This is a genomic window from Bradyrhizobium huanghuaihaiense (assembly GCF_007830635.1).
Taxonomy (GTDB): Bacteria; Pseudomonadota; Alphaproteobacteria; order Rhizobiales; family Xanthobacteraceae; genus Bradyrhizobium; species Bradyrhizobium huanghuaihaiense.
The window spans coordinates 302,808-314,610 of record NZ_VLLA01000005.1 but is presented as its reverse complement, the minus strand read 5'-3'; the positions used below and the strand labels follow the sequence as shown (position 1 = coordinate 314,610).

Here is an 11,803-nt window from a genome sequence, read left to right as displayed (position 1 = left end):
TAGATCTGCCGGGGGCGATCGGGCAGGCTTGAAAAACGCTCTCAGCGGCGGCAATCTCCACCTGAGTGAGGCCTCGATCTGGAGAATCTCGGCTTATGCCGACCGATGCGAGGATCGACGATGAAGCCGCGGCTTATCATGTGGCTTGCCGTTGTTGCGGGTATCGCCCTGGTGCTCGGCGTCGCCTGGGCCGCCATCCTCTGGACCCGCCCGGAGCCCATTCGCATCGCGTTCGCCAATTCGCTCTCTGGCCCGTCCGCCCCGGCTGGGACGGAAAGCCTGATCGCGATGCAGCTTGCAATCGACGACGTGAACGCCAAGGGTGGCGTCAACGGACGGCCGATTGAACTGGTTCTGTTCGACGACGCAAGCGATCCAGCCGTGGCGCGCGCGAATGCGCAGGCGATCGCCGACAGCCCATGCGTCGCTGTGCTCGGCCATTATCTCAGCTCCGCATCGCTCGCGGCAGCGCCGGCATATAAGGATGCGCGGATTCCGGCGCTCACGGGAAGCGCGGCTGCCGACGATCTGACATCCACCAGTGATTACTATTTTCGTGCGCTGTCGCCGGTCTCCGCACAGGCGCGCTCGATCGCGGAACATCTGCGCGCCGTGATGAAGGAGCCGAGAGTCCGTCTTGTTCACACGCGCGATTCCTACGGCAAGAGTTTTGAGCGTGGATTTGCGGCGGCCTATCCGGCGGAGCAGTTGCGTGTGTTCGGACTGGACGTCGCAGCCGGTCAGATCCGATCGATGGATGAGGCGCTGGACGCTGCCGCGCAGGAGCCCGGTCCCGGTGTCATCGTCGTCGGCGCGGCAGCCGACTATATCGCAGACATCGTCAAGGCGCTGCGTCGCCGCGGCATCAAGGGGACGATCATCACAACCCAGGGCGCGGGCCGCGAAAGCTATTTGAGAAATTTCGTCAACGAGCCCGAGGAACGAACGCGTCCGGGTTTCTTCAGTGAGAATCTGTATGCGGCATCGTCGCTGATTTTCGACAGCGCCGGCGTGGCGGCGCAGGCTTTCGCCGCAGACTACAAAGCGAGAGCGGGAACCTCCCCAAGCTGGGTTGGCGGTGGCTCGTATGACGCCGCGCGCCTGATGATCGACGCGCTGAGACGAGCCGCCCTACATCGCCGGTTTATGGGGCAGGGGATTCAGAAACCATCCGACAGCAAGATTGCGGATCGCGACCGGGTGCGCCTCGCACTGGCCGCGATCGACAGTCCGAAATCGGCGGTCGTCGGGCTGACGGGGCGGCTCTATTTCAACGCGAACCGCGACATTCCGCGCCCGATCCGAATGGGTTTCTTCCGTTACGGTCGGTTCGTCACGGCGCCGCTGCAACTCGTGCGCATCGATCAGCCGGATGGGATCGATCTCGATGCCGAACGGGAGAAGAGCCATGTCGTCGCGTTCGAGGGTCGGCGCTATTGGATTCAACGCGTCGTTTATACCGGCATCGACATTATTCGCGTCAGTCGGATCGACGTGAAGCAAAATTCGTTCAACGTCGACTTCTATCTCTGGATGCGGTTCGCTGGTGACGATGAGGCGCAGACGCACGTCGAATTCCCGGCCTTGCTGGATCGCGGGGCGTTCGATGCAGCTCGGCCGATTCAGGCTGGACGGGAAGACGGTCTGAGCTATCGGCTCTATCGCATCAACGGCGATTTCAAGGCCCGTTTCGATCTCCATGATTATCCGTTCGACACGCAGGAACTACGTCTGCATTTCCAGAACACGGAACAGCGGCGGGAACTCATCACCTATGTCATCGATCGGTTCGGCTTGCGCCTTGCCGACGACGGAAGCTCGCGGGCCGAGGACGGGGCCTATTCCGGACTTCCGCTCTGGCGATTTCTCGGGCTGAACTATTTCGTCGAATCCATGTCCAGCGGATCGACGCTCGGCAAGGCGTCTTTGTTTGATGCCGAGGCAATGACGGAATTCGCAGGATTCGATGCGACCATCGTGCTGCGCCGCAGCTCCTCCATCTACATGCTGAAGAACCTGCTGCCGATGTTCCTGCTCGTGCTCGTCGTATTCGCGACGCTGTTCTTTCCCGAAACCATGTTTCGTGAACGCGTGACGATCCCAGTGACCTCGATCCTGGCGAGCGCGGTGCTGCTCGTCGCGGTGAGCAGCCAGATCGGCGATGTCGGGTACACGGTGGTGGTCGAAGAGATGTTCTACATTTTCTTCGTACTATGCCTGATGACGATATTGGCTGGCTACAAACATGAAAAACTTCGGGCCGCCGGCCGAAAGCGCGCCGCTGTTGTCCTGGATCACGCAGCGCAGGTCATTTATGCCGGGACGGTGCTCGCTGTCATCGTCGTGCTCTACCGGCGTTACGCCTTGTGAGGCACGCGTAATGCACTAACGCGGCCGTCCGGGGCCGGATCATGCTTCAGCCGCCCGTGACGCTCATGTGCCTGGAGACGCTCGGGCGGTCGTGGCGGCGGTCGATGATGAAATCGTGGCCCTTGGGCTTGAGCCCGATGGCGCGGTCGATCGCAGCGGCCAGCAGCTCATCGTCATCAGATGCGCGCAGCGGCTTGCGCAAGTCCGAGGCGTCCTCGTGGCCGAGGCAGGTGTGCAGCGTTCCCGTGCAGGTGATGCGCACGCGGTTGCAGGATTCGCAGAAATTATGGGTCATCGGCGTGATGAAGCCGAGCTTGCCGCCGGTCTCGGCGACGCTGACATAGCGCGCCGGCCCGCCGGTGGATTCAGCGAGATCCGTCATGGTGAACTGCTGGGCGAGGCGCGCGCGCACCAGCGACAGCGGTAGATACTGGTCGATACGGCCCGCGCCGATCTCGCCCATCGGCATCACCTCGATCAAGGTCAGGCCCATGCCCTTGCCGTGGGCCCAGCGCATCAGCGAGGGCAGCTCGTCCTCGTTGAGGTTCTTCAGTGCCACCGCGTTGATCTTCACGGCGAGGCCAGCGGCCCGCGCGGCCTCGATGCCTTCCAGCACCTTGTCGATCTCGCCCCAGCGGGTGATCTCGCGAAACTTCTTGGGATCGAGCGTGTCGAGCGAGACGTTGATGCGGCGGACGCCGCAATCGGCGAGTTCCTTCGCATGCTTTGCGAGCTGCGTGCCGTTGGTGGTCAGCGTCAGCTCGTTCAGGGCGCCGCTCGTCAGATGCCGCGACAGCGAGCGCACCAGCGTCATCACGTTGCGGCGGACCAGCGGCTCGCCGCCGGTGAGACGCAGCTTCTTGACGCCCTTGGCGATGAAGGCCGAGCAGAGCCGGTCGAGTTCCTCCAGCGTCAGCAGGTCCGCCTTGGGCAGGAACGTCATGTCTTCCGACATGCAGTAGAAGCAGCGCAGGTCGCAGCGGTCGGTGACGGAAACGCGCAAGTAGGTGATGGTCCGTCCGAACGGATCGGTCATCGCGCTCGACAGCGCTGCGCGGGGGCTCACGGAGGGTCCGTTCATACCAAATGCCTTGTCACTTACGGCGACGGGCGCACCTTTGCTTCAGCGGTGCTCTGGAAGCAATCTAAGCATCGGACGCGGCTAGGACAATCGGGTGGTATACGTAACTCAGCGCTTGCCTGCGTTCGGATCGGGGAACGGCGAGCCCGCGGCAGGCGCGGCATCAGCCGGTGCCGCGGCGGTCGTGGCCGGTTTCGGCTTCTTCGGCCGGTGCGGCTTGCGGACGGGCTTTGGCGGCACCGCCGGCTGGAGCTCCGCAAACACCGGATTCGGGTCGGTGGTGACCGAGGCGGGCGTGGTGAAATCCCCGGGATTCTTGGTCACGTTCACCGGTACGCTCGCGGACTGGTATTTGGGCAGCGCGAAGGCGACCGTGAACGGCGCGTCCGGGGCGGGAACCGAAACGGAGCAGGGAGTTTTGCAGCCCGGACCGAGCGAGGTGGTGGCGTCAGCGCCGGGGGGATTTGATTCGAGCCGGACCTGAACGGTCGGGGGCGCCGATTTGAACATGTCCCAGGACATCGAGGAGCAGCCACCCAAGCTCGCCCCCGCCAGCGCAATCGCGATCACCCGACGCATGAACCACCCAATTTGACTGCGACGAACCGCCACATCCCCGGGCGGACCTTAGGGGCGTCGCCGAGGGCAGGCAACCGGCGCGCCGCGCATAGTTAATAGTTGGTTAACGCGGGTATCTTCAGTTTTTTGCTGAAATTTCAGGCACTTGCCGAGGTCTAGGCCGTCATCAGGCTGCTGGCGGCCGCCGGCAGGTCGCGCATGTGATGGATCAGCCGGTCCGGTTTCAGCTCGGCGATCGGCACGTCCGTGTAGCCGAAGCTGACCCCGATTACGGGAACCCCGGCCCGCCGGGCGACCCCGACATCGGTTCCGGCGTCGCCGACCATGATGCTGGATTTCACATTGCCGCCGGCCCGGGCCACCGTCTCCCTAAAGATGGTCGGATCGGGCTTCTGGACGCCAAAGGTGTCGGCGCCGCAGATCGCCGCGAAACGGCGGCTCAGGCCAAGCTGGTCCAGGAGCCGCTTGGACAGCCATTCCAGCTTGTTGGTGCAGACCGCCAGGCGATGGCCCTGCGCTGCAAAATGGTCGAGCGCCGCCTCGAGCCCCTCGAAGGGGCGGGATTCGACCGCAATATGCTCGGCGTAATAGGCGATGAAATCCGCCGTCATCCGGTCCATGTCGGCGGGGGTGACGGTGCGGCCCTCGGCCTCCAGGCCTCGCTCGATCAGCTTGCGGGCGCCGGCGCCGATCATGTTGCGGGCCGAGGCGATCGGCACCGGCGGCAGGCCTTCGCGGTCGAGCACGTAGTTCAGCGCGGTGATCAGGTCGGGCGCCGTATCCACAAGCGTGCCGTCGAGATCGAAGACGAGGGTGTAGGAGGAGGTCGTGGCGGGCGAGGTCATGGGCCAAGCGCTATCGGGCCGGCCGGATCGGCGCAAGGGCAGAAGCCATAAGTTCACCTTATAAGATCGGCGCAGAGGCCTGTTCCCGCGGGGAAAACGAGGCTACATAGGCCGCCGCAAGCAGCTATACCGGCGGCACTCTCAAGCCAGAGGCGGGCGCAAAATTGAACATGGACCAGTTGAAGCGGCAGGCGGCGGCGCGTGCGCTGGAGGAGGTGCGTGACGGCATGCAGCTCGGGCTCGGCACCGGCTCGACCGCCAAGCATTTCGTCGAGCTGCTCGGCGAGCGGGTGGCTGCCGGGCTGAAGGTGATCGGCGTGCCGACCTCCGAGGCGACGCGCGCTGATGCGGAGCGTTGCGGCGTGAAGCTGACCACGCTCGATGAGGTCGACCATCTCGACATCACCGTCGACGGCGCGGACGAGATCGATCCCGAGCTCAATTTGATCAAGGGTGGCGGCGGTGCGCTGCTGCGCGAGAAGATCGTGGCGGCCGCCTCGGATCGCATGATCGTGATTGCCGACGACAGCAAATGGGTGCCGACGCTCGGCAAGTTTCCGCTGCCGGTCGAGGTCATCCCGTTCGGGCTTGGCGCGACGCGCCGCGCGATCGAGAAGGCATTTGCGGACTGCGGCGTTTCCGGGCAAATGGCGGTCCGCAAGGCCAAGGACGGCCACGTTTTCGTCACCGACGGCGGCCACTGGATCGTCGATGCCCAGCTCGGACGGATCGCGGATCCCGCCAGCCTCGCCAAGGCGTTGAGCGCGATTCCCGGCGTCGTCGAGCATGGATTGTTCATCGGCTTGGCCAGCTCGGCCGTTTTGGCGGGCGGCGAGGGAATCCGCGTAATTGAACGGCGAAAGCCCTAAGGAGACTAGGAATGAAGAGCGTTTTGAAATTGTTGCCGGCCGTGACACTTGCTGCGGGTCTGGCGCTTTCGGCCGTTCCGGCGATGGCGCAGCAGCCGGCGCCGGCCCAGCCCAAGGCGCCCGCCGCGCCGGCCCAGCCGAAGGCCTCGCCGGCGGCGATTGCCGCGGCCCGGGAGATCCTGCAGATCAAGAACGCCACCGCGATGTACACCGGCGCCGTGCCCGGCCTCGTCGAGAAGACCAAGATCGCGCTGATCCAGCAGAACCTCAACTACCAGAAGGACCTCAACGAGGTTGCCCAGGTCGTCGCCCAGCAGCTCAACGGCCGCCAGAACGAGATCGGCGAGGGCATGGCGCAGATCTACGCCAGCGAGTTCACCGAGCAGGAGCTGAAGGATCTCGTCACCTTCTACAAGTCGCCGCTCGGCAAGAAGCTGATCGACGCCGAGCCGCGCGCCATCGGCCTCAGCATGGCCTTCATGAACTCCTGGGCCCAGAACTTCTCCGAGACCGTGATGGGGGCCTTCCGCGCCGAGATGCGCAAGCGTGGCAAGGAAATCTGACCGTACCTATCTGATAGCGAGTACCTAAAGCGCGTTATCGCGCTTTAGGTTGTCATTTGAGCATGATCCTTTCGGAAAACCGCTGCACACTTTTCCGGATCATGCTCTAGAGGTCGGAGTGGACAATGGCTGAATTCGACGTCGACCTCTTCGTCATCGGTGGCGGCTCGGGCGGCGTGCGTGCCGCCCGCATCGCGGCCGGTCACGGCGCCCGCGTGATGATCGCGGAGGAATACCGCATGGGCGGCACCTGCGTGATCCGCGGCTGCGTGCCCAAGAAGCTGTTCGTGATCGGCTCGCATGTCCGTCACGAGATCGAGGATGCCGCCGGCTTCGGCTGGACCATCCCCTCCATGAGCTTCGACTGGGCGACGCTGATCGCCAACAAGGACAAGGAGATCGCGCGGCTGGAGGCGGCCTACACGACGAATGTCGAGAAGTCGGGCGCACAGATCGTCAAGAGCCGTGGGGTGATCGAGGACAAGCACACCGTCCGCCTGCTCGAGAACGACCGCAAGATCAGGGCGAAGTACATCCTCATCGCCACCGGCGGCGCGCCCAACCACGGCGCGGCGATTCCCGGCATCGAGCACGTGATCTCGTCCAACGAGGCGTTTCACCTCAAGAAGCTGCCGAAGCGGATCGTGATCCAGGGCGGCGGCTACATCGCGCTGGAGTTCGCCGGAATTTTCGCGGGCTTCGGCTCCGACGTCACCGTGATCTATCGCGGCGACAACATCTTGCGCGGTTTTGACGAGGACGTGCGCGCCCATGTCCGCTCCGAGATGGAGAAGCAGGGCATCACAATCCTCACCGGCTGCACGGTGGCCAAGGTCGACCGCCACGGCGACGAGTTCACCACGCATCTGTCGAACGGCTCGAGCATCGCCTCGGACCAGGTGATGTTCGCGATCGGCCGCCATCCCAACGTCGCCAATCTCGGCCTGGAGAACGCCGGCGTCGCCATCAATCCGAAGAATGGCGGCATCGCGGTCGATCATTTCTCGAAGAGCTCGGTCGACAGCATCTATGCCATCGGCGATGTCACCCACCGTTTCAACCTGACGCCGGTCGCGATTCGCGAGGGTCATGCCTTCGCCGACACCGTGTTCGGCAAGCGCGAGGTGCAGGTGGATCACGCCAACATCCCGACGGCCGTGTTCTCGCAGCCGGAGGTCGGCACGGTTGGTCTGACGGAAACCGAGGCGCGCGCGCAGTTCAGCCACGTCGACATCTACAAGACGACGTTCCGCCCGATCAAGGCGACCATGTCCGGCCGCGACACGCGCGTGCTGATGAAGCTCGTGGTCGACGGCTCGACCGATCGCGTGCTCGGCTGCCACATCGTTGGCGATTGCGCCGCCGAGGTCACCCAGGTGGTGGCGATCGCGGTGAAGATGAAGGCGACCAAGGCGGATTTCGACGCGACCATCGCGCTGCATCCGACCGCGGCCGAAGAGCTCGTCACCATGCGTACGCCGACTGCGCGGCACGTGCGTCAGGCGGCGGAGTAGGCTGTCATCCGCCGGACGAGCCGGGCCTGCATGGTTCGAGACGCCCGCTTTGGCGGGCTCCTCACCATGAGGGTCTGAAATCTCGCCGCAACACGGGACCTCATCCTGAGGGCCCGCCGCAGGCGGGCGTCTCGAAGGATGGCCGCAAGCGAGATTTCCGCCTACCCGTACAGATACCCGACCGGCTTGCCTTCGGTGCGCAGGGGACGGACGTCCTTGTGGGTGATGATCTGACCGGCAAGGCCGTCGATCTCGTCGCGCTGCGTCGGCGTCCAGCTGCGAAGCTCGTTCATGCCCTTGAGCAGGCCGAGGCGGAGGACCTGGGTGTTCTCGCCGACGCCAATGAGGCTGACGGACTCCTTGCCCGCCGTTACCACGTCGCCGGCGGAAAGTTCAAAACTCTCGCCGGCTTTGTTCTTGAACTCGGCGGTGCCGCGAATGACGCGGTAGATCACGACCTCGCCCTTGGCGAAACAGCCGGCGTCCGCGGCGATGGACGTGCTCTTCGGCAGCAGCGAATGGCCGCGCGGATCGGTCGCGATGATGTGGCCGGTGACGAGATGACCGCTGGGAATCTCGATGCCGATGTCGCGCACGTAGACCGGCAGGGCCGATTTGACCGCACCGCCGGTGAGCGGCTTGAACAGCGCGTCCAGCGCGAGGGGATCCTGAAGCCAGAAGCCGGCATCGGCCGGCCGGTTGTGCAACTGATGACTCCAGGCCACGCGCGGCGTCTCGGCCTCGTTGATCTGGTCCGGACCGACGATGGTCGGGTTCGGAAAGGTGGTGGGATCGGTGATGAAGGCCTCGAGGAATTTGCCGGAATAGCCCATCGAGATCGGATCGGGCACGACCGTTTGCGGCGTCTTCAAGTTCTCTTCGGTCGACAGACCCGACCAGGTGTAGAACAGCTGGCGGTGAACGATCGCGCTTTGCAGCATCACGGCGCCCGGACCGACATTGTAGAAGCGCCCGTCATAGTCGAAGGTGAACGCGCCCGACGTGACCAGCACGAGCTGGAAGCCGCCGGGCGGAAGATGCAGGTGGAAATCGGTGGGGCCGGTGTCCGGGCGGTAGATCGGCAGGTTGGTCGCGACCTCGTGCAGAAGGAAGGTTTCGTTGTTGGCGTGAAAGCCCTCGTTGGCACGGTTGTAGAGCGCCTGCGGCCGGTAGGTCGCCTCGAACTTCGCATTCCTGTCGCGATCGATCGCGACGAAGTCCTGATCGTTGAGGCGAAGAGGGGAGCCATCCGGACGGGTGAGGCCGGTGAATTTGAGATCGCCCGCGGCATGCACGTTCATGGCATTCTCCGATGTGATGCCGTCATCCCGGAGCTGGGCGCACGCATCTTGCTGCTCCTGTCGTGGGAGGGCAGGGAATCCGGCGTAACGATGTCTTGCGAATTTTGGGCCAGTCGGCGCACGGCGCAGCACGCAAGCTCTCCGGCTTCACGCGGCGCGAAAAAAATCGAGATTGCGCCTGAGGTTAGAGAACATGTTCACCAACCTGCCCGGGCCAACTCGCAAAGCCGGCAAGTCCGGTGCGGGGGTGTATCTTGTCTAATTTGTCGGCATGTCCTGCAAACGGCATGCAGCCCTGCAAGTCGCGGGCATAGGCGAATGCCGCCGGCTCAGCGCTTGATACCGCTCATTCGAACGACCGACGAGCCATCCGCTCGGGTTTGCCGGACGGGCTGTCCGCCCACTTCGCCATGTCCACCGCGCGCGCGTCGATGCCTTCGCACCAGAGGCAGCTCAGCTCCGCGCGGCCCTTGGCCGTCAGCATCGGGACAAGTGCATGGCCGCAGCCGGTGCAGGACGTGATGCTATGCATGCGATTCTCCGCGATCAACGAACTCTGGGCGACCTTTTCGCTGCCGAAGCTTGTGCGGGCGCTATGACGGAACGCTGCGTCCCATCGGAGCGCGCGTTCCTGAGATCGTAGCGATCCATCGTGACACGGCTGCGATGCCGCCGTCCCGTCGCGCATCTTGTCGAGGCTCGAATTGAAGGAGCGACGCTGTCGCCCATACACCGTCATTGCGAGCGTAGCGAAGCAATCCAGAGTCTTTCCGCGGAGACAGTCTGGATTGCTTCGCTGCGCTCGCAATGACGGTTGAAACAGGTGTGTGCGGTGCCCATGGCCATCTCCCGTAGCCCGCATGAGCGAAGCGACGACCACTGTCCCGGATATCGCTGCGCTCATCCGGGCTACGGAGCTGCGTGCGCAACTGCTTAACCAAACATGGCAACACGGAACCGATGCGGCGGCTGGTCGCAGTCGTATCGCCTTGATTCCGACAGACCCATCTTTATGTCTGAGGCGAACAAGAATCCGGGCCCCTCTGGCGAGGACGCCGACAGATGTCGGCAAACCTCGCGATGTCGGATGACCTGTCCCGCGCGAATGCGATGGATCGGCCGACCGTCGGGCCCTCTCGAGTTCCTTCCCGACCCGTCGTTCCATCGCAGCTCCGCGCGGACATTTGCGCAAAACGAGGAGCAACGATGTCTGACGCCAAATTCTCAAATACGATCGAGATCACCGAACCGTCCAGCCTGAACGAGCAGGCCGCAGTGGCGCTGGTCATTGCCGGCGCGCTGGTCGCCGTGGCCGACCGGCGCGTCTCGCCGGTCGAGCGTGACGAGGTGATCCGCTTCATCAGGGATCGCGGATTGGCGCCGCATATCGGCGACGAGCGGCTGCTTTCGATGTTCGACGAGCTTGCGGAACGATTGGAAGAGCCGGACTTTGCCAATGTGGTGATCGACACGCTGCGGCCGGTTTCGAACATGCCGCTGTCGTCGCATCTGATCGAGCTGTCGGAGCGCGTCGCGGCCGCGGACGAGGACGTGCATCCGCATGAGGTGCAGGCGATCAAGCTGTTGCGGCTTTTGACGCTGGTGCTGCCGCGCGCGAAGCAGGTCGGGCCGGGTGCGGTGAGCACCGCCCCAAGGGAGTGAGCATGAGCACAGCATCGGATGAGCACACGACCGGGACCGCGGGCGCCGCCAGCCAGATGGCCGGCGGCGATCCGCGCCTCGACAAGCTCGTCCACCGTCTGCCGCCGCGCATGGCCGACACCGTCAGCTATCTGCTCAAGCCGTCCAGCCGCTGGGTGCGGATCCCCTCGGGCGCGCTGCTCGTCGTCGGCGGAGTGCTCTCCTTCCTGCCGGTGCTCGGCGTCTGGATGCTGCCGCTTGGCCTTGCGCTGCTCGCCGAGGACGTGCCGGCGCTGCGTTCCTCCCGTTCAAAGGTCTTCGACTGGATCGAGCGGAAGAAGCCGCATTGGCTCGATCCGTCCACACCGAAAAATGATCAATCATGACTGAATTCATCACCGCCGACGCGCTGAGTGCGCTGCTTCAAGTCGTCCTGATCGACCTCGTGCTTGCCGGCGACAACGCCGTCGTCATCGGCCTTGCCGCCGCCGGCCTTCCGGCCGCGCAGCGCCGGCGTGCCATCATCGTTGGCATTGCCGCCGCAACGGCGCTGCGTATCGTCTTTGCCGGCGTCGCAACCCAGCTTCTGCAGGTGATCGGCCTGTTGCTCGCCGGCGGCGTGCTGCTCTTGTGGGTGTGCTGGAAGATGTGGCGCGAGATTCGCGAGCAGGCCGCGCACTCCAACCAGCTCGCGTTCAGCCATGGTCCCGGCGCGGATGCTGCGACGGCGCCGCACAAGACCTTCGGCCAGGCGGCGGTGCAGATCGTCGCGGCCGACGTCTCGATGTCGCTCGACAATGTTCTCGCGGTGGCAGGCGCCGCGCGCGAGCATCCCTACATCCTCGCCTTCGGCCTGTTGCTGTCGGTCGCGATGATGGGCGTTGCCGCCGACCTGCTCGGCCGGGTGCTGCAGAAGCAGCGCTGGATCGCCTATGTCGGTCTCGCCATCATCGTTTACGTCGCCTTCGAGATGATCTATCGGGGCTCGCTCGAGCTCGCGCCTGTGATCGCGAGTCTCTGAGCGCAATTCTTCTGAGGCG

General features: G+C 64.3%; 12 protein-coding genes. 7 read left to right on the top strand and 5 right to left on the bottom strand.

Features of this window, described 5'->3' with window-relative positions; all coding sequences use genetic code 11:
* Nucleotides 1-120 precede the first annotated feature (120 nt).
* Nucleotides 121-2,370 carry an ABC transporter substrate-binding protein gene (locus tag IQ16_RS14180; RefSeq protein ID WP_018645499.1) on the top strand — a complete coding sequence of 750 codons (2,250 nt, stop codon included), beginning with the start codon at nucleotides 121-123 and terminating at the stop codon, nucleotides 2,368-2,370.
* 46 nt (nucleotides 2,371-2,416) lie between these two features.
* Here IQ16_RS14180 and moaA read toward each other — a convergent pair whose 3' ends face one another.
* The 3 genes from moaA to IQ16_RS14165 all read right to left on the bottom strand — a co-directional run bounded on the left by moaA (nucleotide 2,417) and on the right by IQ16_RS14165 (nucleotide 4,875).
* The gene (moaA, locus tag IQ16_RS14175) at nucleotides 2,417-3,451 is read right to left on the bottom strand and encodes a GTP 3',8-cyclase MoaA (RefSeq protein WP_018645500.1); all 1,035 of its coding nucleotides are present in this window, start codon (nucleotides 3,449-3,451) and stop codon (nucleotides 2,417-2,419) included.
* A 108-nt stretch (nucleotides 3,452-3,559) separates the two neighbouring features.
* Nucleotides 3,560-4,030 (bottom strand): hypothetical protein, encoded by a 471-nt coding sequence (locus tag IQ16_RS14170; RefSeq protein ID WP_026312394.1) that lies wholly within the window; start codon nucleotides 4,028-4,030, stop codon nucleotides 3,560-3,562.
* 155 nt (nucleotides 4,031-4,185) lie between these two features.
* Nucleotides 4,186-4,875, bottom strand: a complete 690-nt coding sequence (locus IQ16_RS14165) for an HAD family hydrolase (protein WP_018645502.1) — start codon at nucleotides 4,873-4,875, stop codon at nucleotides 4,186-4,188.
* A gap of 164 nt (nucleotides 4,876-5,039) precedes the next feature.
* On the opposite strand from IQ16_RS14165, the gene rpiA reads away from it, so the two are divergent.
* From rpiA to gor, 3 genes are all read left to right on the top strand, one after another.
* On the top strand, nucleotides 5,040-5,744 hold the full coding sequence (rpiA, locus tag IQ16_RS14160; RefSeq protein WP_026312395.1) for a ribose-5-phosphate isomerase RpiA: 705 nt from the start codon (nucleotides 5,040-5,042) through the stop codon (nucleotides 5,742-5,744).
* A gap of 11 nt (nucleotides 5,745-5,755) precedes the next feature.
* Nucleotides 5,756-6,307, top strand: coding sequence for a DUF2059 domain-containing protein (locus IQ16_RS14155; protein ID WP_018645503.1), 552 nt, complete (start codon nucleotides 5,756-5,758; stop codon nucleotides 6,305-6,307).
* A 125-nt stretch (nucleotides 6,308-6,432) separates the two neighbouring features.
* Nucleotides 6,433-7,821, top strand: a complete 1,389-nt coding sequence (gene gor, locus IQ16_RS14150; RefSeq protein ID WP_018645504.1) for a glutathione-disulfide reductase — start codon at nucleotides 6,433-6,435, stop codon at nucleotides 7,819-7,821.
* Between the two features lie 161 nt (nucleotides 7,822-7,982).
* On the opposite strand, the gene IQ16_RS14145 is transcribed toward gor, so the two are convergent.
* Together IQ16_RS14145 and IQ16_RS14140 are read right to left on the bottom strand one after the other, a co-directional pair.
* Nucleotides 7,983-9,122 carry a hypothetical protein gene (locus tag IQ16_RS14145; protein WP_018645505.1) on the bottom strand — a complete coding sequence of 380 codons (1,140 nt, stop codon included), beginning with the start codon at nucleotides 9,120-9,122 and terminating at the stop codon, nucleotides 7,983-7,985.
* 346 nt (nucleotides 9,123-9,468) lie between these two features.
* A complete protein-coding gene (locus tag IQ16_RS14140; protein WP_026312396.1) occupies nucleotides 9,469-9,654 on the bottom strand; it encodes a hypothetical protein in 186 nt (61 codons plus the stop codon).
* 674 nt (nucleotides 9,655-10,328) lie between these two features.
* Here IQ16_RS14140 and IQ16_RS14135 point away from each other — a divergent pair.
* Genes IQ16_RS14135 through IQ16_RS14125 form a run of 3 tightly spaced genes read left to right on the top strand, consistent with a single transcriptional unit; the run spans nucleotide 10,329 to nucleotide 11,784 of the window.
* Nucleotides 10,329-10,784 carry a TerB family tellurite resistance protein gene (locus IQ16_RS14135; protein ID WP_018645507.1) on the top strand — a complete coding sequence of 152 codons (456 nt, stop codon included), beginning with the start codon at nucleotides 10,329-10,331 and terminating at the stop codon, nucleotides 10,782-10,784.
* Between the two features lie 2 nt (nucleotides 10,785-10,786).
* On the top strand, nucleotides 10,787-11,149 hold the full coding sequence (locus IQ16_RS14130) for a hypothetical protein (protein WP_026312397.1): 363 nt from the start codon (nucleotides 10,787-10,789) through the stop codon (nucleotides 11,147-11,149).
* On the top strand, nucleotides 11,146-11,784 hold the full coding sequence (locus IQ16_RS14125) for a YjbE family putative metal transport protein (protein WP_018645509.1): 639 nt from the start codon (nucleotides 11,146-11,148) through the stop codon (nucleotides 11,782-11,784). Before IQ16_RS14130 ends, IQ16_RS14125 begins: the two co-directional genes overlap by 4 nt.
* The last annotated feature ends 19 nt before the right edge of the window (nucleotides 11,785-11,803 follow it).

Excerpts from the sequence above, each read along its gene's own strand:
- IQ16_RS14180 (WP_018645499.1), top strand. The coding sequence starts at position 121 with ATGAAGCCGCGGCTTATCATGTGGCTTGCCGTTGTTGCGGGTATCGCC.
- IQ16_RS14135 (WP_018645507.1), top strand. The coding sequence starts at position 10,329 with ATGTCTGACGCCAAATTCTCAAATACGATCGAGATCACCGAACCGTCC.
- IQ16_RS14140 (WP_026312396.1), bottom strand. The coding sequence starts at position 9,654 with ATGCATAGCATCACGTCCTGCACCGGCTGCGGCCATGCACTTGTCCCG.
- IQ16_RS14125 (WP_018645509.1), top strand. The coding sequence starts at position 11,146 with ATGACTGAATTCATCACCGCCGACGCGCTGAGTGCGCTGCTTCAAGTC.
- IQ16_RS14170 (WP_026312394.1), bottom strand. The coding sequence starts at position 4,030 with ATGCGTCGGGTGATCGCGATTGCGCTGGCGGGGGCGAGCTTGGGTGGC.
- gor (WP_018645504.1), top strand. The coding sequence starts at position 6,433 with ATGGCTGAATTCGACGTCGACCTCTTCGTCATCGGTGGCGGCTCGGGC.
- IQ16_RS14165 (WP_018645502.1), bottom strand. The coding sequence starts at position 4,875 with ATGACCTCGCCCGCCACGACCTCCTCCTACACCCTCGTCTTCGATCTC.
- IQ16_RS14155 (WP_018645503.1), top strand. The coding sequence starts at position 5,756 with ATGAAGAGCGTTTTGAAATTGTTGCCGGCCGTGACACTTGCTGCGGGT.
- moaA (WP_018645500.1), bottom strand. The coding sequence starts at position 3,451 with ATGAACGGACCCTCCGTGAGCCCCCGCGCAGCGCTGTCGAGCGCGATG.
- IQ16_RS14130 (WP_026312397.1), top strand. The coding sequence starts at position 10,787 with ATGAGCACAGCATCGGATGAGCACACGACCGGGACCGCGGGCGCCGCC.
- IQ16_RS14145 (WP_018645505.1), bottom strand. The coding sequence starts at position 9,122 with ATGAACGTGCATGCCGCGGGCGATCTCAAATTCACCGGCCTCACCCGT.